This window comes from Aromatoleum toluvorans, assembly GCF_012910905.1.
GTDB lineage: Bacteria > Pseudomonadota > Gammaproteobacteria > Burkholderiales > Rhodocyclaceae > Aromatoleum > Aromatoleum toluvorans.
Genome location: NZ_WTVN01000027.1, coordinates 12566 through 33315, shown reverse-complemented (window position 1 = coordinate 33315; position 20750 = coordinate 12566). Strand labels below are relative to the sequence as shown.

The following is a 20750-nucleotide window of genomic DNA, read 5'->3' as shown; positions in this document are numbered from 1 at the left end:
CCCCCTTACAGTCCCAGAACCTGCTTCACGCCCGCGTGCCGCAGCTCGCCCGCATGGGTGAGGCAGCAGCCGGCCACCACTTCGTCTTCCCAGTCGAGCGCGAGCGCGCCGTCCTTGATGAAGGGCGAAATGAAATTGAAGAGATTCTTGGCGTACATCTCCGAGGCATGCACCGGCATGCGGCTGGCGATGTGGGTGGGGCCGATCAGGAGCACATCGTTGATCCAGGTCTTCTCGCCGGCGACCGTGCCCTCGACGTTGCCACCGGATTCGGCCGCCATGTCGACGACGACCGCACCCGGCTTCATGCGCGCGATCATGTCGGCGCTGATGATCCTCGGCGCTTTCTTGCCGGGGATCGCCGCGGTGGTGATCAGGGCGTCGGCCTGCGCGACCGCCTTCGCGAGGCGTTCGGCCTGCTTCGCCTTCTCCTCGTCGGTGAGCTCGCGCGCGTAACCGCCCGTGCCTGCTGCCGACACGCCGGTGTCGACGAACTTCGCGCCCAGCGACTCGATCTGCTCGCGCGTCTCGGGACGCACGTCGTAGGCCTCGACCATCGCGCCGATGCGGCGTGCGGTCGCGATCGCCTGCAGGCCCGCAACGCCCGCGCCGATCACGAGCACCTTGGCCGGACGGATCGTGCCGGCGGCATAGGTCAGCATCGGGAAGAACTTCGGGCTGTGGTCGGCGGCGATCAGTGCGCACTCGTATCCGGCGACCGCACCCTGGCTCGACAGCACGTCCATGCTCTGCGAGCGCGTGATGCGCGGCAGGAGTTCCAGCGCAAAGCTGGTGATCTGCTTTTCCATCAACTGCTGCGCGCGCTCGGCGCTGGACCACGGTTGCAGCATCCCGAGCAGCACCGCGCCCGGTTTCATCGCCGCGATCAGCTCGGCCGACGGCGGCTGCACGCACAGCACGAGGTCGGCCGCGGCGCACACTTCCATCGCGCTCGCCGCCACCTCGATGTCGGCGAACATGTCATCGCGCAGGTGCGCGGGCTTGCCCGCGCCGGTCTGCATCACAACCTTGGCGCCCAGGCCCAGGTATTTCTTCACTACGTCGGGCACGACCGACAGACGTCGCTCGCCCGCAATTGCTTCCGCTGGCACTCCGATCAACAGAGCCATTGGCTGTCCTCCCAGACTGGGTTGGTAACGGGAACGCTTGCGCAGACCAACTCCGACGGCGGACAGGGCAAAGCCGCGGCCGAACGCTCCGCAGCGCCTATTCCGTTTTCGACTCTCCGATGATCCGCGATTTAATCTGCAGGTGGATGCGCCCCCACCTGTTCTAATGTGTTCATGCATCCTGCAAATCCATGCAATTTGCAGGGGGCGCTTGACGGATAATACCGATTGCCAATGACAGCGCAACCTGTTCCTGCAAGAAATTTCCGATGAAGACAGCACGCAGCGGCACCAAACGACACAAGACGAAGGCCCTCACCGCGGCAAAAGCCGGCCTGCCGCCGGGGTCGCTGGTCCATGTCGGCACGGTGAAAACCGATCGCCCGCAGATCTCGCTCATCGCCTACGACGACGGCGGCATCGAGGAAAAACGCTTCGGGAGCATCGCCGAATCGCGCGAGTACGTGCCGGCGCGAGGCCGCCTCTGGCTCAATGTGCATGGCCTGCAGGATGCAGCGATCCTCGGCGAGATCGGGCGGCGCTTCCGCCTGCATCCGCTGGTCCTCGAGGACATCCTCAACACCCACCAGCGGGCGAAGATCGAGGACTACGGCGACTATCTGTTCTGCGTCCTGCGCGTGTTCGCGTACGACGCCGAATCGCGGACCCTGAGCTCGGATCAGCTCAGCATCGTTCTCGGGGAAAACTTCATCCTGACCTTTCAGGAACGCCGCGCCGGCCTCTTCGAGCCCGTCCGCGAGCGCATGCGGGCTGCCGGGTCGCCGCTGCTGAAACACGGCACCGACTATCTCGCCTACACGCTGCTCGATACGGTCATCGACCAGTACTTCGTCGTCGTCGACCAGTTGGGCGACACCGCGGAGCAGCTCGAGGACGAGGCGCTGGCCAGCCCGACGCCCGCGCTGCTGCGCATGATCAACCTCGTCAAGCACGACACCCAGCTGCTGCGCCGCGCGATCTGGCCGCTGCGCGAAGTGCTCAACGGCCTGCTCCGCGGCGAGAGCCGCTTCTTCCAGCCCGAAACGCGGCTATACCTGCGCGACATCTACGACCACACCATCCACGTGATCGAGACGCTCGACGCCGTGCGCGAACTGCTCGGCGACCTGATGGACATGTACCTCTCGTCGGTCAGCAACCGGCTGAACGTCGAAGTGCGCATCCTCACGGTGCTCACCACGCTGTTCCTGCCCGCCACGCTGATCACCGGCATCTTCGGCATGAACTTCAGCCACATGCCGCTGCTGGGCGACGCCCAAGGCTTCTATATCGCGCTGGCGATGATGGCAGGGGTCGCGGGAGCCATGGCGGCCGCGTTCTGGCGGCGGAACTGGCTAAGACTCTGACTCGGGCGCGGGGACGTCGACGAGCTTGATCAGTGCCAGCGAGATGTTGTCGCCGCTCCCCGCGCCGCGCTTGCGCGCCCGGTCGACCAGCGCTTCGGCCGCGTCGCGGGCGCGGCGGCCGGACACCTCGGCCGCGATCTCCGCATCCGACAGCAGCCCCCACAGGCCGTCCGAACACAGCAGGAAGCTGTCCCCCGCCTGAGGACGAACCGCCTCGCCGACGCACACCTCGGGCGCCTGCGCGGCGCCGAGGCAGGACAGCAGGACGTTGCGCTGGGGATGCACGCGTGCGCCGGCATCGTTGAGTTGCCCCTTGCGCTGCAGGTCGCCGACGAGCGAATGATCTTCGCTGCGGCTGATCAGGCGGTTATCACGAAAGTGATATAGGCGCGAATCGCCGCAATGCGCCCAGCGTATCTGTCCGGGTTGCAGCACGAATACCACGGCGGTGCTGTGAGGCTCCTTTTCGCTGGTCAGCCGCGTCAGGCGGATGATCAGATGCGCCTCGTCGACGATGCCGTGCAGCAGGTCGGCGACCTCCTCCTTGCGCGGGGAGTAGTCTTCGAAGTTCTGCCGCGCTTTCAGAAGCACCTGCTCGGCGGCCATGGCGCCGCCGGTGTGCCCGCCCATGCCATCGGCAAGAACGGCCATGAGCGTTCCGGGCTGGTGCGGATGCGCGAACACGCCCACGCGGTCCTGCTGCTCGTGCCGGTCGCCGATGTGGCTTGCAACGCAGGTTTCGACGGTAATGGCCATTGGCGATGGAATGGAATTTTTCGCCGATATTACCGCGGCTACCCAGTTTGGGATAGAGATGCGGCGGGCAGCCGTTTCCCCGTCGTGACGTCATTCACGCTTGCCGATGGGGCCCCGTGCAGGGCGCGGCGCGCGTCCGTGGCCGGACGTACGCCGCACCCCATTCCTCACAGGGGAAGGCCGTTGAGGCGGCTGTCGACCAGCTCCACCCAATGGCGCACGGGCGTCTCGGTGCCGCCCTGCAGGTGCGTCATGCACCCGATATTGGCCGATGCGATGATCGCCGCCCCGCCCTCGGCCAGCGCCGCCAGCTTGTTCGTGCGCAGCTGCTTCGAGAGCTCCGGCTGCAGGATCGAGTAAGTGCCGGCCGAACCGCAGCACAGATGGCCGTCACGCACCGGTGTGAGCTCGAAGCCCGCGGTCGTGAGGAGGTTCTCGACGACGCCGCGGATCTTCTGACCGTGCTGCAAGGTGCAGGGAGACTGGAACGCCACCGCGACGGCGTCGCCACGACGGGTCTTCAGCAGCTCCTGCAGCTTCCAGCCCTCCGCGGCGACGATCTCGCTGACGTCGCGGGTCATCTCCGCAATGCGCGCGGCCTTTTCCGCATAAGCGGGATCCTGCGCGAGCAGGTGGCCGTAGTCCTTCACCTGCACGCCGCAGCCCGAGGCGGTCATGACGATGGCCTCGATCTCGCCGCGTTCGACCGCCGGCCACCAGGCGTCGATGTTGCGCCGGGCATCGTCGCGGCCGCCTTCCTGGTCGTTCAGATGGAAGCGCACCGCGCCGCAGCACCCCGCCCCCGGCTGCTCGACCAGCGAAATGCCGACGGCGTCGAGCACGCGCGCGGTCGCCGCGTTGATCGACGGCGCCATCGCCGGTTGCGCACAACCGGCCAGCGCGATCATGCGCCGCGCGTGGTGCGGCTTGGGCCACGGGCCGGCGGGGCGCAGGGCGGGCACCTTTTCCTTCAGCGCCTCGGGCAGCAGCCCGCGCACGGCGCGCCCCGCCTTCATCGCGATGCCGAACACATCCGTGCGCGGCACGAATTCGCGCAGCGCCCAGCGTTTCGCCGCCTCGGCACCGCGCCGCGGCACGCGCTGTTCGACGATGTTGCGGCCGATGTCGGCGAGGCGGCTGTAATGCACGCCCGACGGACAGGTCGACTCGCAGGAACGGCAGGTCAGGCAGCGGTCGAGGTGCAGGCGCGTCTTCTCGGTGACGTCGTGGCCTTCGAGCAGCTGCTTGATCAGGTAGATGCGGCCGCGCGGCCCGTCCAGCTCGTCGCCGAGCAGCTGGTAGGTCGGGCAGGTCGCGGTGCAGAAACCACAGTGCACGCAGTTGCGCAGGATCGCTTCGGCCTCGCGCCCTTCGGGCGTGTTCTTGATGAAATCGGCAAGTTGGGTCTGCATGTTCAGAGTCCGTCGTAGAAACGACCGGGATTGAAGATTCCTGCGGGATCGAAGGCCTGCTTGAGCCGGCGCTGGATCGCCATGACCGGCGCGGCGAGCGGATGGAAGACGTCGCTGCTGCGGTCGAAGCCGCGGAAGGCCGTCGCGTGGCCGCCCAACGCGGCGACACGCTCGCGGATCGTCGCGGCCGGCGCATCGGAGCGCAGCCAGCGCAACGCGCCGCCCCACTCGATGAACTGCGTCCCGGGCAGCTTCACCGGCGCCGCCGAACTCGGCAGCGACAGGCGCCACAGGACCTCGCCCGCCCCCAGGTCGGCGAAATACGCATCTGTCTGCTCGCGCACGCCCGCCCAGAACGCGGACGCCCCGACTGCCTCCACGAGGTCGCCGCCGAGCCTGCGCTCCGCCGCGCGCACCGCGGCCTCCGCGCCGGAAAGGCGCAGGTGCAGCGCCCCGTCGCACCACGCCGACGCCGAGATCGGCAGCGGCTGGCCGCCCCAGTCGTTGACGCGGTCGATCGCCTCCTTCTCGTCGATCGCAAAGCGCAGCGTGGTCTCCGCGACCGGGCGTGGCAGGACTTTCAGGGACACGTCGAGGATCAGCCCCAGCGTGCCAAGGCTGCCGGCGATCGCGCGCGACAGGTCGTAGCCGGCGACGTTCTTCATCACCTGGCCGCCGAAGGACAGCGCCTCGCCGCGGCCGTCCAGGATGCGCACGCCGAGCACGAAGTCGCGCAGCGCCCCCGCCGTCGCCCGCCGTGGCCCCGACAGTCCGGCCGCGACGCAGCCACCGACCGTCGCTCCCGCGCCGAAATGCGGCGGCTCGAAGGCCAGCATCTGCCCGCGTTCGGCGACCAGCGCCTCGAGCTCCGCGAGCGGCGTGCCCGCACGAGCGGTCACGACCAGCTCGGTCGGCTCGTAGCTGACGACGCCCGCATGGCCGCGCGTGTCGAACACCTCGCCGACGGGCTCGCGGCCGTAGAACGCCTTCGTCCCGCCGCCCCGCACCTGCAGCGCCGTACCCGACGCCGCCGCGGCGCGCACCCGCTCGCGCCACTGTTCAGTCAAATCGCTCATTCGCTCTCCGCCTTATTCCTTGCCTTGTCCGGCGCCCGATGAGCGTCCGGCTTGCCGTCGCGCCGCTCGGCGATCGCCCGCAGCGCCAGCCACGAGCCGATCAGCGACATCACCGGCACGACCACGAGTAGAAACTGGATCCAGCCCCGGTCCATCAGAAGCGGGGGATGTCCGGATACGGGATATGCCCGTTGCTCACGCGCATGCGACCGTATTCGGCGCAGCGGTTGAGCGTCGGGATCGCCTTGCCCGGGTTGAGCAGCCCGCGCGGATCGAAGGCGCCCTTGACGCGGAAGAACATCGCCAGCTCGGGCCGCGTGAACTGGCTGCACATCTGGTTGATCTTCTCGATGCCGACACCGTGCTCGCCGGTGATCGTGCCGCCCAGCGCCACCGACAGCTCCAGGATGTCCGCACCGAAGGCTTCCGCCCGTTCGAGCTCGCCTGCCTGGTTGGCGTCGAACAGGATCAGCGGATGCAGGTTGCCGTCGCCGGCATGGAACACGTTGATGCAGCGCAGCCCGTGCTTGCCTTCCATCTGCTGGATGGCCTCGAGCATCTCGCCCAGGCGCTTCCGCGGGATCGTGCCGTCCATGCAGTAGTAGTCGGGCGAGATGCGCCCCGCCGCGGGGAAGGCGGCCTTGCGCCCGGCCCAGAACTTCATGCGCTCGGTTTCGTCGCGCGAGACGCGGATCTCCGTCGCGCCGCTCGCCTCCAGCACCGCCCGCACGCGTTCGATCTCCTCGGCGACTTCCTCGGGCGTGCCGTCCGATTCGCACAGCAGGATCGCCTTCGCGTCCAGCGGGTAGCCCGCATGGACGAACTGCTCGACCGCCGCCGTGGCGGGCTGGTCCATCATCTCGAGACCGGCCGGGATGATGCCGGCGGCGATGATCTCCGCGACCGCCTCGCCCGCCTTGATGACATCGTCGAAGGCCGCGAGCACGCACTGCGCAAGCTGCGGCTTGGGCGTGAGCCTGACCGTCACTTCGGTGACCACCGCGAGCATGCCTTCCGAGCCGATCACCAGCGCCAACAGGTCGTAGCCCGGCGCATCCAGGCCGTGGTTGCCGATCTCGACGATCTCGCCATCGATGGTCACGCCGCGCACGCGCAACACGTTATGCACGGTGAGGCCGTATTTCAGGCAATGCACGCCGCCCGAGTTCTCGGCGACGTTGCCACCGATCGTGCACGCGATCTGCGACGACGGATCCGGTGCGTAATACAGCCCATGCGGCGCGGCGGCCTCGGAGATCGCGAGGTTGCGCACGCCCGGCTGCACGACCGCGGTGCGCGCGTGGGGATCGAGGTGCAGGATGCGGTTGAAGCGCGCGAGCGACAGCACGACGCCGAACTCGTGCGGCAGCGCGCCGCCCGACAGGCCGGTGCCGGCACCGCGCGCGACGACGGGCACCCCCATCTCGCTGCACACCTTCAGCACGGCCACGACCTGCGCCTCGGTCGTCGGCAGCGCCACGACCATCGGCAGCTGCCGGTAGGCCGACAGCCCGTCGCATTCATACGGACGCAGGTCCTCCGCGTCGTACATCAGCGCCCCCGCCGGCAGCACCCGCGCCAACGCCTCGACCACGCGGACTTTGTCGATCGACGAAAAGTCCGCCTCCTGCTCGCCCAGGACCACCGGGTCCGCCGCAATGTTCATTGTTCGTTCTCCACTTCGTGCCGCTCCTCGTTGCGCGCGTCCGTCGCACGCGCGTCAGCCTTCTTCCCCACGCCGGCCCAGCGCCGCTCGTGCAGCCCCAGGCGCTGCACCGCGCCCGCGAGGTGCGCGGTCGCCGCCGCGCGCGCCGCCGCCGCGTCACCCGCGGCGATGGCCTCGAAGATGCGCACGTGCTCGGCCTGCGAATCGCGCGCGCGGCCGGAATGGTGCCCCTCGGCGTTCCAGGTCGGCGCGCGCGAATCCGAAAACTGCTGCCCCATGAAAGCCTGGAAGCGCTCGATCTGCGGGTTGTGCGTCGCGGCCGCGACGGCGACGTGAAACGCGTCGTCGTCGGTATGCGCGTCGGCGCCGGTCGCGAGCGCCGCTGCCATCCGGTCCAGCGCCGCCCGCATGCGCTCCAGCTCGGCCGGCGACCGCCGCATGGCCGCTAGCTCCGCCGCACCGACCTCGACGAGGTAGCGCAGCTCGAAAATATCCGACACCTCGCGATCCGAGACCGCGCCATCGGCCGGGGCCTCGCCGCCGGCCGAGGCCCGCAGCAGGCGGAAGCTCGCCTGGCCCGGTCGCGCCGCCACGTAGGCCCCCGACCCCTGCCGCGTCATCACGCAGCCGTCGGCCTTCAGGCGCGAAACCGCCTCGCGGATCACCGCCCGGCTCACGCCGAAGCGCTCGCACAACACCTTCTCCGTCGGCAACTGGGCTCCGGGCTTCAACCCCTGCTCGCTGATCCACGCTTCGAGCTGACGCGCGACGACATCGCTCAGGCGCGGCGCGCGGCGTGACCTTTCGTTTACCATATGACTCAGCCTGCCCCGCAATTTGTCTGACAACATTTCAATCATAGGCTCAGTTGCGTGCGCTGTCAGCATTGGGGAATACCCGCACCGGCCCCGCGGCGGGGGAAGCGCGCTTTCGCCTAAGCGCTGATTTCCTTGACTATTCCGGCGCTCTTCATATAAAGTGCGCGATTCCTTTGCAAACCCATCAACTGGAGCAACACCATGTACGCGGTGATAAAAACCGGCGGCAAGCAGTATCGCGTCGTCGCCGGCGAAAAGATCAAGGTAGAACAGATACCGGCAGACGTGGGCTCCGAAATCACTATCGACCAGGTTCTCATGGTCGGCGAGGGCGAGTCGGTCAAGATCGGCACCCCGGTGGTTTCCGGCGCCGCAGTGAAGGCGACCGTGGTTTCCCACGGCCGCCACGAGAAGGTCAAGATTTTCAAGATGCGCCGCCGCAAGCACTACCAGAAGCACCAGGGCCATCGCCAGAACTACACCGAGCTTCGCATCGAAGCGATCTCGGCCTGATTAGCCAAGGAGGTAATTCGTCATGGCACACAAAAAAGCTGGCGGTAGTTCCCGTAACGGCCGCGACTCGGAATCGAAACGACTCGGCGTCAAGCGCTACGGCGGCCAGTTCGTGCTCGCCGGCAACATCATCGTTCGCCAGCGCGGCACCGAATACCACCCGGGCGAGAACGTCGGCATCGGCAAGGACCACACCCTGTTCGCGCTGAAGGACGGCACCGTGCAATTCACCGTGAAGGGCGCGCAGCGCCGCCGCACGGTCGTGATCGTGCCCGAAGCCGCCTGATTTCCGGCGTCAAGGTTCGAAAAGCCCTATCCTTGCGGTAGGGCTTTTTTGTTTCAGCCACAGGCACAGCACAAGCACCCATGAAGTTCATTGACGAAGCGCGTATCGAGGTCATGGCCGGCGACGGCGGCAACGGGTCGGCCTCCTTCCGCCGCGAAAAATTCATCCCGCGCGGCGGCCCCGACGGCGGCGACGGCGGACGCGGCGGCAGCATCTTCGCGGTCGCCGACCGCAACCTCAACACGCTGATCGACTTCCGCTACACGCGCATGCATCGTGCCCAGCGCGGCGAGAACGGCGGCAACAAGGACTGCTACGGCAAGAGCGGCGAAGACATCACGCTGCGCATGCCGGTCGGCACCATCATCACCGACTACGAGACGGGCGAGCTCATCGCCGACCTCGACGTCGATGGCAAGCGCGCGCTGATCGCCCGCGGCGGCAAGGGCGGCCTCGGCAACCTGCACTTCAAGTCCAGCGTGAACCGCGCCCCGCGCAAACGCACGCTCGGCGAGGAAGGCGAACGCCGCATGCTGCGCCTCGAACTCAAGGTGCTGGCCGACGTCGGCCTGCTGGGCATGCCCAACGCCGGCAAATCGACCTTCATCCGCTCCGTTTCCGCGGCGAAACCGAAAGTCGCCGACTACCCGTTCACGACGCTCGCGCCCAATCTGGGCGTCGTGCGCACCGACGAGAACCGCAGCTTCGTCATCGCCGACATCCCCGGCCTGATCGAGGGCGCAGCCGAAGGCCACGGACTCGGCCACCAGTTCCTGCGCCACCTGCAGCGCACGCGCGTGCTGCTGCACCTCGTCGACCTCGCCCCCTTCGACCCCGACGCCGACCCCGTGCATGACGCGAAGGCGATCGTCGAAGAGCTGCGCAAGTACGACGAGTCGCTCTACGTCAAGCCGCGCTGGCTCGCGCTGAACAAGCTCGACCTGATCCCCGAGGACGAACGTGCGGAACGCGTCGCCGCCTTCCTCGACGCCTACGGCCCGGTGGATCGCCACTTCGAGATTTCCGCGCTGACCGGCGATGGCTGCCGCCCGCTGATCTTCGCGATCCAGGACTTCCTCGACGCGGACCGTGCGCAGGCCGAAGCCGAGCGCGCCGCCCGCGCCGCCGAGGAAGCCCGCCTCGCCGCGGAAGCCGAAGCCCGTGCGGAAGCGGCCTATCAGGTGCGCCTGCAGGCCATCCTCGCCGAAGAGGACGATGCCGACGACGACCTCGACGAGGACGAAAGCCCGGAACACACCGGACGTTGAAGCACGCTCCGGCCAGGCGCCGGAACTCTCCCCGTTTAGCCCACGCTTGCCGTCACCGATCATGAGAAACAAGATCCGCAACGCGCGCCGCCTGGTGGTCAAGGTCGGCAGCGCCCTCGTCACCAACAACGGCAGCGGCCTCGACAAGGCCGCGATGGCGGACTGGGCCCGGCAGTTCGCGGCCCTGCGCGAATCCGGCAAGCAGGTCGTGCTCGTGTCGTCGGGCGCCATCGCCGCCGGCATCCAGCGGCTGGGCTGGACGAAGCGCCCGCACGAGATGCACAAGCTGCAGGCCGCCGCGGCGGTCGGACAGATGGTGCTGGTGCAAGCCTACGAGGATGCGTTCTCGGGCCACGGCATCCGCACCGCGCAGATCCTGCTGACCCACGACGACCTCGCCGACCGCAAGCGCTACCTCAACGCGCGCTCGACCCTGACGACGCTGCTCGAACTCGGGGTGGTGCCAATCATCAACGAGAACGACACCATCGTCACCGACGAGATCAAGTTCGGCGACAACGACACCCTCGGCGCCCTCGTCGCCAACCTGATCGAAGCGGAAGCCCTGATCATCCTCACCGACCAGAAGGGCCTCTACACCGCCGATCCGCGCCAGGACCCGACGGCGACGCTGGTGTCCGAAGGACGGGCCGAGGATCGTGCCTACGAGGCGATGGCGGGCGGCGCCGGCACCGGCATCAGCAAGGGCGGCATGATCACCAAGATCCGCGCCGCCCAGCGCGCGGCGCGCAGCGGCGCCCACACCTGCATCGCCAGCGGCCAAGAACCCGACGCGCTGGTGCGCCTCGGCAAGGGTGAAGCGCTCGGTACCCTGCTCTACGCCACCAGTTCGCCGCTGCAGGCGCGCAAGCAATGGCTCGCCGACCATCTGCAGCTCGCGGGCGACCTCGTCATCGACGAAGGCGCCGTCGCCGCCCTGCGCGGCGGCCGCAGCCTGCTCCCGGTGGGCGTGACGGAAGTGCGCGGCGACTTCGAGCGCGGCTCCGCCGTCGCCTGCCGTACGCAATCGGGAGAAGAAGTCGGCCGCGGCCTGGTCAATTACAGCAGCACCGAATGCCGCCGCGTGGCCCGCAAGCCCAGCAGCGAGATCGAACAGCTGCTGGGCTACATCGACGAGCCGGAGCTGATCCACCGCGACAACATGGTGCTGCGCTAGGCAACGCGGACGCTTAGCGCGCCGGTGCCGGCGCGGTCCCGGCCGCCGGGGAATTGCCCGCCGGGAGCCCGGCGGCGGGAGCGGCACCTGCCGCCGCGGGAGTCACTGCCGCCTCGCCTTCCGTTTCCGGCGGCCGGAATATCCATTCAGCATAACTCTTGACCTCGCCGGTGATGCCCCCCAGCTCCTTGGGCAAGTCATGCTGCCGGATCGGCCCCCCCTTGCCCAGGCTATAGACGCCGGCAATGCGCCCGCCGGCCTTCTCCAGGCCCCATTCGGGCTTCCCGGTGAACGGATCGCGGTAGATCCGCCGCAGATGCCTGACCATCACCGGACCACGTTTGTCCTCGACCAGCTGTTGCAGGTTCTGGGGCAAGGCATGGTCGTGCGACGCCTTGGCGTAACTTGCCAGCGCCCGCGCGAACTCCGCGCCGATCGCCAGCAGGTCCGCCTCGCGGTCGCGCTGTGCGGCCTGATACCAGACCACGCCGGTCTGCGCCGCCAGCAGCCCGAGCCCGGCAACGATGAACAGCACCAGCAGGTAGGTGTAGCCCGCCTGCGCCCTGCCCGCGGTCGAGAGCCTCCGGCACCCGCGCCGGATTTCACCAGTCCGCATAGCGCGTACCGTCCTTCGCAGTTCCTTCGGCACCGCTGTGCAGATCCCACACCCCGGTGCCGTCTCCGCCCGGCGGCGCCACGTACTGCCACGAATCACTGCGCTCGGTGATCGGATCGAACGGCAGCTTGCGCAGATAACGCTTCGTCACGAGGGCATCGAGGTCCGGCGGCCACGCGCCGATGTCCGCGTGGTACTTGTCGATCGCATCGCGCACGACAACGAGCGTCTGTCGCAGGGAGGCCTCGCGGCTGCGATCGAGATGTTCGAAATAGCGCGGCGCGGCGATCGACATCAAGGTGGCGATGATGGCGAGCACCACCAGCAGCTCGACCAGCGTGAAGCCGCGCGTCGCCGCGGATCTCCCCGCGCTCATGCCCCCGCTACCATTCACGATACGGCACGCCATTGAGCCCCGTAGCGGGCGATTTCGAGTAGATGTCGAACACGTCCTTGCCCTCTGCCGGCTCGTCGGGGGGGCTCGCATAGCTGCGCTTACCCCAGGTCTTTTCGGCGGGAACGCCCGGATCGGTACTGAAGGGGTCGCGTGGCAGCCGCCGCAGGAAATACATGCGCTTGCCCTCGGGGTCGCGCACGTCCGGGACCCCCTTCACGAGGCTTTCCAGATCCGGGGGGTAACCCGATGCGCCGACGCGCTGCTCGATGCGCTGGTCGACATAGGCCGCCTTGTAGGCGTCGATGGCGGCGCGAATCTGCCACACTGCGGTGCGCAGCTCGGATTCCCGCTCGCGCTGGGCCGCCAGTTCGGCGAGCGGCATGGCTCCGGCGGCAAGGATGCCGATGATGGCCACCGTCACGACCAGCTCGATCAGCGTGAATCCGCGCGCCACCGCTGCCCTCATTCGATCCGCACCGTGCCTCCGGCCGACAGCGCGACGTCCTGGTCACCCGTTTCGCGATGCAGCCGCATGCCGGTGACGGCCAGGGTCGCGACGCCGGACGCGTCGGCCTTGGTGCGCAGGCGCACGGCCAGATCGGCGCTGCCGTCGTTCACGGTCACCGGCAGCACCAGCGTGCCGGGCGTTACCGCGCCGTCCGCCTCGAGCCGGCCGGCGTCGTAGGCAATCGTGACATCGGCCGAGTTTGCCCCCGTGGCGCCGCTCAGACGCACGACGGCATTCAGCGGTTCGCCACGCCGGATCGCATCGGGAAGGATCAGGGCCGCATCGGGCGACTCCTGCACCGGCATTTCCTTCGGCTCCGCCGCTTCCGCGCCTGCCGGGCGCTCCTCCGGCACGGGTCTCGCGACCGCGGGAGCCGCGACCGCACCGCGTCCGTCACCCGTCAGCCCGAGGCTCCGCGGCGCGGTGGTACCGATGCGCAAGGGCTCCGCGCCGACGTTCGACTCGGTGCCCGCCGGCGTCTCGGCAAGCAACGACACGGGCGGCAGGATGTTGCGGACGATGCGCGGCGTGATCAGCAGTGCGATCTCGGTCTTGTTGTTGCTGTCCCGCTGGGCCGAGAACAGCCTCCCGAGCACCGGCAGGTTGCCGAGCCCCGGCAGGCGCTGCGCGGCCGACCGGTCCTCGTCGTTGATCAGCCCGGCGAGCACCTGCGTTTCGCCGTTCTTGAGGCGCAGCGAAGTCGAGGTGCTGCGCGAACCGACCTGATAGGCCAGGGAGCTGGACGGCCCCGGTACTTCCTTGACGATGCTGCTGACCTCGAGGTTGAGCTTGATGCCGACCTCGTCGTCGCGATACACGGCGGGCTCGACCTCGAGCTTGAGGCCGACGTCGAGATACGAGACGGACGCCGACACGCCCACGTTCGCCGTCGACGTCGTCGTGAACACCGGCAGCTTGTCGCCGATATGCACGCGCGCCTTGTCGCGGTTGCGCACGCGGATGCGCGGATTCGCCAGGATGCGCGAATCGCCGTCCTCGCTCTTCAAGCGCAACACCGCCCCCGGATTGCTGATGAAGGGCACGAGATCGCCGCGGTTGTTGCGCAGGTCGATGTTGCCGTCGAGCAGCTTGCCGCCGAGTTGCTGCGGGGCGGTGATGGTCACCCCGTTGATGATCTGGCTCGACCCCTGGAGGGTTGGCGTCAGCAGCCCGTAGCCGATCTGGTCCGGGAAGTCGATGCCGAGGTCCAGCAGCTTGCTGCGGCTCACCTCCAGCACCTCCAGCTCGAGCATCACTTCCGGCTCGGGTACGTCGAGCGTCGCCACCAACCGTTCGGCCATGCGCACCGCCTCGGGAGTGTCCTTCATGACAAGCAGGTTCAGCTTCTCGTCGATGAACACGTCGCGACTCTTCACCAGCTGCTTGATCAGCGTCTGTGCCGCCTTGGCGTCGGCATTCGCGAGGTAGAAGCTGCGTGTCACGAGCTCCAGGTGCTCGCGCTGCTTGGCGGCCGTGGCCGGGTAGATGAGGACCGTATTGGCGTTGAGCAGCTTGCGCTCGATGCCCTGTGTCGCCGACAACAGGCGCAGCACCTCATCGACGGAGTTCTCGCGCACGAACAGCGTGACGCGGCTATCCGCGCGGACGTCCCGGTCGAAAACGAAATTCAGTCCGCTCGCCCGCGACAGGGCCTCGAACACGACGCGCAGCTGCGAGTCGCGAAACTCCAGCGTCACCGGCTTGGCCAGCGGCCCCTGCAGGGCGTCGGCGCGCGGCTTGGTGGAGCGCGCGGCACGCTCCTCCAGGTCCATCACCAGCTGGCGCGCAGCCCGGTCGTCGGGCGCCTCGGCATACACGCCGCGCGCGATGCGCCCGGCCGCGGTCGCGTCGCCGGCCGCCAGCGCGGCCCTCGCCTGCCCCAGACGTTCCGCGCGGCGGCGTGCCCGTTCGATGGCCTCGAGTCCGAGCCGGGCCCGGGCGTTCTCGGGATCCAGCTTCTCCACGTCGCGGTACAGCACGGCCGCTTCGTCCAGTTTCCCCACGCCGTGCGCCTTCTCCGCCGCGCCGAGCCGCTCCATCACGACCAGTTCGCGCTGGCGCACGAAGTAACTGCGCAGTTCGAGGTTTTCGGGGTCCTTCTTCACCGCCTGCTCGAGCCGCAGCAGGGCGCCCACCCGGTCACCGGCCGCAAAATCACGGCGGCTCTCGTCGAGCGCGGCATTCGTCGCACAGCCGGCGAGCAGGACAGCCGCAAGCACGGGCAGCAGGGAGCGCGAAAAGATCGAGGTCTTGAGGGTCATGGGTTCAGGCGATCGAGGGTCTGCACTTTCTTGAGCGGCAGATAGGTGAATTCAACGGCAGCGGGAGTGATGCGTTCGAGCCTGTAACGACTGGCGACCTCCTCGCCGGGACGCGCCATGCGCACTTGCGTGCCATCGAGAAGAAATACGGCCGTGCCCTGCGCATCCTCGATGATCCCGACGTAGCGGAACGGCAACGGCGGGGCCTGCGGCTCGGCACGCACCGTCGACGCCGGCGGCGGTGGGGGCGCAAAGCTCACGATGCGCGCCAGCCGGTCGGTCAGTTCCGGCCACGGCGCCCGTTCGCCTGCGAGGGGCGCCAGACCGTTCCCCGATACCGTTGACCGCGCATCGGCGCCCTCGCCCCGCGCAGTCCCGGCCGGCTGCCGGGTGGCGCGTTCGACGGGCTGCACGACGGCGCGATCCCTCCCATCCTCTTCGAGCGCCCACCAGCTGGCAGCCAGCGTCGCCAGGAGCACGACTGCGAGCAGCGCCTGGCGCATGTTCATGAACGCCCCCGCAGGTAGAGCTGCAGGCGGATCTCGGCCTCGACGCGCGCGGTCTCGGTCGAGTCGCGCTTGAGGCTCACCGAATCCAGCGCAATCTCCGGCATCTCCCGCAACAGCGCCCCCAGCCACGCGTAAATCGCGTCCGCGTCGGCCTGCACCGGAATGGCGAGACTGACCTGCGTCAGCGATGTGCCGGCGACGGCGCTGCTGTTGTAATCGGTGCGCTGCAGGTTGATCCCGTGCGCGGCGGCGTGCTCGTTCAGGCGACGCAGGCTCTCGGGAAGTGCCGTCGCAGGCGGGAATCGTTCGAGGAACGCAGCCAGTTGCGCCCGCTCATCCGGCCCGGCGGCGGGGGCGCTCGCGCTGCGCGCCAGTCGAAGCCGCTCCTCGTCAAGCGCCGCCGCACGGCCGTCGTTCACCACCTGCCCGACGTAGGCGCCCAGCACCGCCGCCACCAGCAGGAACACGCCCAGCGCGCCGGGAAGGCCCGCATTCATGGCGAAACGCCCGGCGTATTCCTTCACGAGCACGACGCCCGAGCGGTCCCGCGCCGCAGCCCGCGGAGCCTTGTCCGTGGCGAACATCCCCCCGTCCGCCGGCACGACGGCAGACGGCCCCACTGGACGAAAGCGCGCACACAGTCCTCTCACGCCGATCATGGACGAGCACTCCATTTCGCGTTCGCGGTGAACTGCACTGCATTCCGGCTGCCGACCTGCACCCATTCGTAGTTCGCGAGTCGCGCATCGCGAACCCCCGGCACCTCGCCGAGCCTGGCAAGAAACTCGAACACTTCCGCCAGCGAACGCGCCACACCAGTGACATTGAGTCCGTCGCGCGCCTGATCGGCCTGCAGGCTCACCCACGTTACTCCGTCACCCTGCGCCGCCGCAACACCCCCGATCATGCCGCCCCAGTCGGCATTCAGGCGCGCCGCGACCCCCAGGGCCGCCTTGGCCTCGTCGGCGCCGACCTGGTCCTTTGCGCCGGCCGCCGCGGGGGTGGCGCGCCGAGCCGCGTCGCGGGCGTGCAGCATCGCGACCTCGCGCTCGTCGATTTCGGCACTCGCCTGGCGGAAGGCCGTAATCCCGACCGCACATGCCACGAGCCCGGCCACGAGCAATCCCCACCCCGCCATGCTCACGCGACGGCGCGTCTGCAGCAGGTCGAGATCGACCGGAAGGGGAACCCGCCGCATCACACCCACCCCTCAGCGTCCAGAACCACCTTCCGCCATCCGGCCGGCACGGCCGGCCCCTCGCCCACGCAGTAGAGAACCCCCGGCTCACCCTGCCGCTCCGCACTCACGGCCAGCGATTCGAGATACAGGGCGAGCGAGGCATCCCCCGCCGGGCCGAGCGGCTGGCTGCGCAGGGCCTGCCATCGGGCGTCCCCCCACAGCCCCAGCGTGATGCGCCCGTTGCGTTGCACCGCGAGCGCACCGAAGGGATGCTCCAACGCCGGGCGCACGCGGTTGTAGACAGCCAGGAACTCGCCGGTAACGCTGCCGAGCCGCAGACGGCGCTCGCGGCCCCACGCCGCGACGGCCTCGACGTGTACGGCCGGGACGGCACAGGCAATCGCCGGGACCGCAGTCACGCTGCGTTCGACGACGATACGCCAGTCAGGCGCCGCCACCCCATGCACTTCGCGGAAGCGGTGTGCGAGGTAAGCCTCGCGCTCCGCCCCGCCGCGCAGGCCCGCCGGCCACTGGACGACCAGATAACGCACCAGCACGTCGGCGAACACCACGTCCCAGCGCGATCCGCGCTGCACGCCCCCTTGCGGGTCCGACGCCCAAGCCGCCAGCGCAGTATCCGGGGACCACTCGTAGGCGAACCGTTTCTGCGCCGCGCCGTGCCCGACGCGGATCTCGTCCTTCTCGATCAACACCCGGGGCGACTCAGCCGAGAAGCGTGACACGGTTCACCTCCTGCAGCGTCGTCTCCCCCGCGGCAACCAGCGCCAGCGCTGCCTCCCGCAGCCCCCGGAAACCGCTCTGGCGGGCCGCCTCCTTGACCATGCGGATCGACGCGCGCGCGACGATCAGTTCGCGGATTTCGTCATCGAGGAGCAAGACCTCGGCCACCGCCCGCCGTCCGCGGAACCCCGATCCGCGACACTGACCGCAGCCATGCCCCGCCCGGAACCGGTATCCGCTCGCGTCGCCGATGCGCGACCGGGCGATCAGCTGCGCATCCGGCCGCACATCCTCCGTGCAGTACGGGCAGTTGATGCGCAACAGGCGCTGGGCCACGATGCCGTTCAGCGCGGCGACGAGGTTGAACGGATCGATGCCCATGTGGGTGAAGCGCCCCATGACATCGAAGACATTGTTCGCGTGCACGGTGGTGAACACCAGGTGTCCGGTGAGCGCGGCCTGCACGGCGATTTCGGCCGTTTCGCCGTCGCGGATCTCGCCCACCATGATCTTGTCCGGGTCGTGCCGCAGGATCGACCTCAAGCCGCGCGCAAACGTCAGCCCCTTCTTCTCATTCACCGGGATCTGCAGCACCCCGTTCAACTGGTACTCGACCGGATCCTCGATGGTCACGATCTTGTCCAGCCCCTGATTGGTCTCCGCCAGGGTGGCGTACAGCGTCGTGGTCTTGCCCGATCCGGTCGGTCCCGTGACCAGCAGCATCCCGTACGGCTCGCTCGCGAGATGGCGCAGCGCCGCCCGCGCGTCGTCGTCGAACCCCAGAGTCTCGAGCGTCAATCCGCTCATTTCGCGGCTGAGATGCTCCTTGTCGAGAATCCGCAGCACCGCATCCTCGCCATGGATGCTCGGCATGATCGACACGCGGAAATCGATCTCGCGCCCGCCCGAACGCACCTTGAAGCGCCCGTCCTGCGGCACCCGGCGCTCGGCAATGTCGAGCTCCGCCATGACCTTGATGCGGGAGATGACCTGCTCCGCGAGCTCGACGCCCTGCGCCCCGCCCACACGCACCAGCACCCCGTCGAGACGGTACTTGATCACCAGTCCGCCCGGCACCGATTCCAGGTGAATGTCGCTCGCGAGCTGCTTCAGCGCATCGTAAAGCGTCGAATTGACGAGCTTGACGACCGGACTCGCGTCGGCGCTGATGCGCTTGAGCGAAAGGTCCTCGACGCCGTCGCCCTCACGCCCCTCGTCCTGCGCCTCGATCACGCCGGCCGCGCGGCGAACCTCGTCCTCGTGGCGTGCGAGGCAGGCCGCGAGATCGTCGCGATCCGCCAGAACCAGCTCGTAGGGCTCGCCGAGGCGGGCTCCCAGGCCATCGAGCAGATCGGAGTTGAAGGGATCCGCGATCGCGACGAGCAAGCCGCCGTCCTCGCCCCGCAGCGCGACGCACTCGCGACTCAGCGCCATCTCGAACGGAATCGCGGAAAAATCCGGCTCGAGCGCCATCAGACGCCCATGCCCGATGGACGTCAGCCCGAGCGCGCACGCCAGCCGCACGACGCGCAGCGCGGGATCGGGCTCGAGCTTCGCAAGCCCGTCGATCACACGCTCGCCGCCCGCCGACGCGGCCGCCAGTTCCGTCGCGGTAAAGGGGGCGGGAGCAAGCTTCGCCGTCAGCGATTCGCTCATCGAATGCTCTCTGCCAGCAGGAAGATTGGAATGTACATGAGCACCACGATCAGGCCGATCGCACAACCGATCAGCAACATCAGCAGAGGACCGAACAGGCGTGTGAGCCACTCTACCTGCCGCGCCGTATCCTCTTCGTGAAATTCGGCCGCGCGCGTCAGCATCTCGCCCAGATTCCCGGCATGTTCGCCGACCTCCAGCATGCGCAGCGCCACCGGCGTCGTCAGGCCGCGCATTGCCAGCGTAGACGAGAAACTGCGCCCCTCGCGAATCGCCGCAATCGCCGCAGCCAGACTCACCTGCAGCGGCGGCGAAAGCAGCCCCGACACCATCCCGAGCGCCGTCACGACCGGGATGCCGCCCGACAGCAGCATTCCCACCGTGCGGTAGAAACGTGCGAGCTGGAACACCCGCATGCGCTCACCGACGAAGGGCATCCTCCACATGTAGCGTCCGACCGTCGCCCACAAGGCCGGATTGCGCACCACCAGCGCCCCCCCACCCAGGATCGCCAGCATGATCACGCCCAGCAGCAAGGCGTGTTTCTCCACGAACTGCCCCCACTCGAGCAGCAGCAGCGACATCCAGGGCAGATTGCTGCCCACGTTCTGGTAAATGTGCGAGAAGCGCGGCACGACGTAGCCGAGCAGGAACAGCACCACCAGACCACCCACGCCGACCAGCAGCAAGGGGTAGATGGCCGCGCTGAGCAGCTTGTCGCGCAGGCGCTCGCCGTCCTCCTGGTAGGCGATGAAGCGCGCAATCGCGCGCTCCAGATCGCTGGTGCGCTCGGCCGCGCGGATCAGCGCGACGTAAAGGTTCGGAAACACCTGCGGTGCCGACTCCAACGCGCTCGACAGGCTGCGCCCCTCGCGCAGCGCGTCGCGCAAGCTCTGGAGCACGGACCGGATCGCCGGCCAACGCTCCTTCTCGACCAGCGCCGAAATCGCCTCGGCAAGGGGAATGCCGGCATGCAGCAACGCCAGCAACTGCTGGTTGAAAAGCAGCAGCGGAAAACGGCTGCGCCCCCCGCTGCGCTCCAGCGCCTTCAGCGAGAGAACGGACAGGCCCCGCGCCTCGGCCAGCGCCCGCACGTCCGCCTCACATCCCGCCTCGAGCTCGGTTTCGACGACCGCTCCGGCAGATCCCACCGCCCTGACGCGATAACGCATGCATCACCTGTATAGCCCTGCGACGCGGCATCGATCGTAGCCCCCGGGCGTCCCCCGCCGGAGATACTCGAGCGCAGCGCAGAGAATGCCCGCCCAGCGTGAAAAGTCCTGCTCGCACGAAATTGACGCCAACGTTAGCACACAAAGTGCAACCAAATTCCTACATACTGAGGCGCGTTCGCGGCAGAAGTGCCACACTGGTCATATACGACCTCAGACGACGGGCACTGTCAAACGGAGG

General features: G+C 68.3%; 22 protein-coding genes. 5 read left to right on the top strand and 17 right to left on the bottom strand.

Annotated elements, in window-relative coordinates; genetic code table 11:
- Positions 1-5: 5 nt before the first annotated feature.
- A complete protein-coding gene (locus tag GPA22_RS16240; protein WP_169257101.1) occupies positions 6-1130 on the bottom strand; it encodes an NAD(P) transhydrogenase subunit alpha in 1125 nt (374 codons plus the stop codon).
- Between the two features lie 269 nt (positions 1131-1399).
- Between GPA22_RS16240 and corA the strand changes: the two genes are divergently transcribed.
- A complete protein-coding gene (corA, locus tag GPA22_RS16235; protein WP_169257100.1) occupies positions 1400-2497 on the top strand; it encodes a magnesium/cobalt transporter CorA in 1098 nt (365 codons plus the stop codon).
- Here the strand turns inward: corA and GPA22_RS16230 are convergent.
- The 6 genes from GPA22_RS16230 to GPA22_RS16205 form a co-directional block, all read right to left on the bottom strand.
- Complete coding sequence (locus tag GPA22_RS16230; RefSeq protein WP_169257099.1) at positions 2486-3253, bottom strand: PP2C family protein-serine/threonine phosphatase; 768 nt, start codon at positions 3251-3253, stop codon at positions 2486-2488. The two genes, corA and GPA22_RS16230, sit on opposite strands and share 12 nt — an antisense overlap.
- Before the next feature lie 167 nt (positions 3254-3420).
- Complete coding sequence (gene glcF / locus GPA22_RS16225) at positions 3421-4665, bottom strand: glycolate oxidase subunit GlcF (RefSeq protein WP_169257098.1); 1245 nt, start codon at positions 4663-4665, stop codon at positions 3421-3423.
- Between the two features lie 2 nt (positions 4666-4667).
- The gene (gene glcE / locus GPA22_RS16220; protein WP_169257097.1) at positions 4668-5741 is read right to left on the bottom strand and encodes a glycolate oxidase subunit GlcE; all 1074 of its coding nucleotides are present in this window, start codon (positions 5739-5741) and stop codon (positions 4668-4670) included.
- Complete coding sequence (locus tag GPA22_RS16215) at positions 5738-5896, bottom strand: hypothetical protein (protein WP_169257096.1); 159 nt, start codon at positions 5894-5896, stop codon at positions 5738-5740. Before GPA22_RS16215 ends, glcE begins: the two co-directional genes overlap by 4 nt.
- On the bottom strand, positions 5896-7407 hold the full coding sequence (locus GPA22_RS16210) for an FAD-linked oxidase C-terminal domain-containing protein (RefSeq protein WP_169257095.1): 1512 nt from the start codon (positions 7405-7407) through the stop codon (positions 5896-5898). The genes GPA22_RS16215 and GPA22_RS16210 overlap by 1 nt, the downstream gene beginning before the upstream one ends.
- A complete protein-coding gene (locus GPA22_RS16205; protein ID WP_169257094.1) occupies positions 7404-8222 on the bottom strand; it encodes a FadR/GntR family transcriptional regulator in 819 nt (272 codons plus the stop codon). Before GPA22_RS16205 ends, GPA22_RS16210 begins: the two co-directional genes overlap by 4 nt.
- Positions 8223-8426: 204 nt before the next feature.
- On the opposite strand from GPA22_RS16205, the gene rplU reads away from it, so the two are divergent.
- From rplU to proB, 4 genes are all read left to right on the top strand, one after another.
- Positions 8427-8738: a 50S ribosomal protein L21 gene (rplU, locus tag GPA22_RS16200; RefSeq protein WP_169205235.1), complete on the top strand. Its 312-nt coding sequence runs from the start codon at positions 8427-8429 to the stop codon at positions 8736-8738.
- A 22-nt stretch (positions 8739-8760) separates the two neighbouring features.
- On the top strand, positions 8761-9024 hold the full coding sequence (rpmA, locus tag GPA22_RS16195) for a 50S ribosomal protein L27 (RefSeq protein WP_026296071.1): 264 nt from the start codon (positions 8761-8763) through the stop codon (positions 9022-9024).
- Positions 9025-9104: 80 nt separating this feature from the next.
- Positions 9105-10292, top strand: coding sequence for an Obg family GTPase CgtA (gene cgtA / locus GPA22_RS16190; RefSeq protein ID WP_169257093.1), 1188 nt, complete (start codon positions 9105-9107; stop codon positions 10290-10292).
- Between the two features lie 61 nt (positions 10293-10353).
- The gene (gene proB / locus GPA22_RS16185; protein WP_169257092.1) at positions 10354-11469 is read left to right on the top strand and encodes a glutamate 5-kinase; all 1116 of its coding nucleotides are present in this window, start codon (positions 10354-10356) and stop codon (positions 11467-11469) included.
- Between the two features lie 13 nt (positions 11470-11482).
- Here the strand turns inward: proB and GPA22_RS16180 are convergent, their stop codons facing one another.
- From GPA22_RS16180 to GPA22_RS16135, 10 genes are all read right to left on the bottom strand, one after another.
- Complete coding sequence (locus GPA22_RS16180) at positions 11483-12085, bottom strand: type II secretion system GspH family protein (protein WP_211169169.1); 603 nt, start codon at positions 12083-12085, stop codon at positions 11483-11485.
- Positions 12072-12461 (bottom strand): type II secretion system protein, encoded by a 390-nt coding sequence (locus tag GPA22_RS16175; RefSeq protein ID WP_169257091.1) that lies wholly within the window; start codon positions 12459-12461, stop codon positions 12072-12074. The genes GPA22_RS16180 and GPA22_RS16175 overlap by 14 nt, the downstream gene beginning before the upstream one ends.
- 7 nt (positions 12462-12468) lie before the next feature.
- On the bottom strand, positions 12469-12948 hold the full coding sequence (locus GPA22_RS16170) for a type II secretion system protein (RefSeq protein WP_169257090.1): 480 nt from the start codon (positions 12946-12948) through the stop codon (positions 12469-12471).
- The gene (locus GPA22_RS16165) at positions 12945-15251 is read right to left on the bottom strand and encodes a secretin N-terminal domain-containing protein (protein WP_169257089.1); all 2307 of its coding nucleotides are present in this window, start codon (positions 15249-15251) and stop codon (positions 12945-12947) included. The genes GPA22_RS16170 and GPA22_RS16165 overlap by 4 nt, the downstream gene beginning before the upstream one ends.
- Entirely contained in the window at positions 15248-15760 is a 513-nt protein-coding gene (locus GPA22_RS16160; protein ID WP_169257088.1) for a hypothetical protein, read from the bottom strand. Before GPA22_RS16160 ends, GPA22_RS16165 begins: the two co-directional genes overlap by 4 nt.
- Positions 15757-16344: a GspMb/PilO family protein gene (locus GPA22_RS16155; protein ID WP_169257087.1), complete on the bottom strand. Its 588-nt coding sequence runs from the start codon at positions 16342-16344 to the stop codon at positions 15757-15759. The genes GPA22_RS16160 and GPA22_RS16155 overlap by 4 nt, the downstream gene beginning before the upstream one ends.
- Positions 16345-16415: 71 nt before the next feature.
- Positions 16416-16958: a PilN domain-containing protein gene (locus tag GPA22_RS16150; RefSeq protein WP_169257086.1), complete on the bottom strand. Its 543-nt coding sequence runs from the start codon at positions 16956-16958 to the stop codon at positions 16416-16418.
- A complete protein-coding gene (locus tag GPA22_RS16145; protein ID WP_169257085.1) occupies positions 16958-17683 on the bottom strand; it encodes a hypothetical protein in 726 nt (241 codons plus the stop codon). Before GPA22_RS16145 ends, GPA22_RS16150 begins: the two co-directional genes overlap by 1 nt.
- The gene (locus GPA22_RS16140) at positions 17664-19337 is read right to left on the bottom strand and encodes a GspE/PulE family protein (protein ID WP_169257084.1); all 1674 of its coding nucleotides are present in this window, start codon (positions 19335-19337) and stop codon (positions 17664-17666) included. Before GPA22_RS16140 ends, GPA22_RS16145 begins: the two co-directional genes overlap by 20 nt.
- Positions 19334-20509, bottom strand: coding sequence for a type II secretion system F family protein (locus tag GPA22_RS16135; RefSeq protein WP_169257083.1), 1176 nt, complete (start codon positions 20507-20509; stop codon positions 19334-19336). Before GPA22_RS16135 ends, GPA22_RS16140 begins: the two co-directional genes overlap by 4 nt.
- Between the last annotated feature and the right edge of the window lie 241 nt (positions 20510-20750).

Excerpts from the sequence above, each read along its gene's own strand:
- GPA22_RS16140 (WP_169257084.1), bottom strand. The coding sequence starts at position 19,337 with ATGAGCGAATCGCTGACGGCGAAGCTTGCTCCCGCCCCCTTTACCGCG.
- GPA22_RS16210 (WP_169257095.1), bottom strand. The coding sequence starts at position 7,407 with ATGAACATTGCGGCGGACCCGGTGGTCCTGGGCGAGCAGGAGGCGGAC.
- GPA22_RS16170 (WP_169257090.1), bottom strand. The coding sequence starts at position 12,948 with ATGAGGGCAGCGGTGGCGCGCGGATTCACGCTGATCGAGCTGGTCGTG.
- GPA22_RS16240 (WP_169257101.1), bottom strand. The coding sequence starts at position 1,130 with ATGGCTCTGTTGATCGGAGTGCCAGCGGAAGCAATTGCGGGCGAGCGA.
- GPA22_RS16230 (WP_169257099.1), bottom strand. The coding sequence starts at position 3,253 with ATGGCCATTACCGTCGAAACCTGCGTTGCAAGCCACATCGGCGACCGG.
- rplU (WP_169205235.1), top strand. The coding sequence starts at position 8,427 with ATGTACGCGGTGATAAAAACCGGCGGCAAGCAGTATCGCGTCGTCGCC.
- cgtA (WP_169257093.1), top strand. The coding sequence starts at position 9,105 with ATGAAGTTCATTGACGAAGCGCGTATCGAGGTCATGGCCGGCGACGGC.
- glcE (WP_169257097.1), bottom strand. The coding sequence starts at position 5,741 with ATGAGCGATTTGACTGAACAGTGGCGCGAGCGGGTGCGCGCCGCGGCG.
- GPA22_RS16180 (WP_211169169.1), bottom strand. The coding sequence starts at position 12,085 with ATGCGGACTGGTGAAATCCGGCGCGGGTGCCGGAGGCTCTCGACCGCG.
- GPA22_RS16150 (WP_169257086.1), bottom strand. The coding sequence starts at position 16,958 with ATGCGGCGGGTTCCCCTTCCGGTCGATCTCGACCTGCTGCAGACGCGC.
- proB (WP_169257092.1), top strand. The coding sequence starts at position 10,354 with ATGAGAAACAAGATCCGCAACGCGCGCCGCCTGGTGGTCAAGGTCGGC.
- GPA22_RS16215 (WP_169257096.1), bottom strand. The coding sequence starts at position 5,896 with ATGGACCGGGGCTGGATCCAGTTTCTACTCGTGGTCGTGCCGGTGATG.
- GPA22_RS16135 (WP_169257083.1), bottom strand. The coding sequence starts at position 20,509 with ATGCGTTATCGCGTCAGGGCGGTGGGATCTGCCGGAGCGGTCGTCGAA.
- GPA22_RS16175 (WP_169257091.1), bottom strand. The coding sequence starts at position 12,461 with ATGAGCGCGGGGAGATCCGCGGCGACGCGCGGCTTCACGCTGGTCGAG.
- rpmA (WP_026296071.1), top strand. The coding sequence starts at position 8,761 with ATGGCACACAAAAAAGCTGGCGGTAGTTCCCGTAACGGCCGCGACTCG.
- GPA22_RS16155 (WP_169257087.1), bottom strand. The coding sequence starts at position 16,344 with ATGTTCGCCACGGACAAGGCTCCGCGGGCTGCGGCGCGGGACCGCTCG.
- GPA22_RS16205 (WP_169257094.1), bottom strand. The coding sequence starts at position 8,222 with ATGGTAAACGAAAGGTCACGCCGCGCGCCGCGCCTGAGCGATGTCGTC.
- corA (WP_169257100.1), top strand. The coding sequence starts at position 1,400 with ATGAAGACAGCACGCAGCGGCACCAAACGACACAAGACGAAGGCCCTC.
- GPA22_RS16160 (WP_169257088.1), bottom strand. The coding sequence starts at position 15,760 with ATGAACATGCGCCAGGCGCTGCTCGCAGTCGTGCTCCTGGCGACGCTG.
- glcF (WP_169257098.1), bottom strand. The coding sequence starts at position 4,665 with ATGCAGACCCAACTTGCCGATTTCATCAAGAACACGCCCGAAGGGCGC.
- GPA22_RS16165 (WP_169257089.1), bottom strand. The coding sequence starts at position 15,251 with ATGACCCTCAAGACCTCGATCTTTTCGCGCTCCCTGCTGCCCGTGCTT.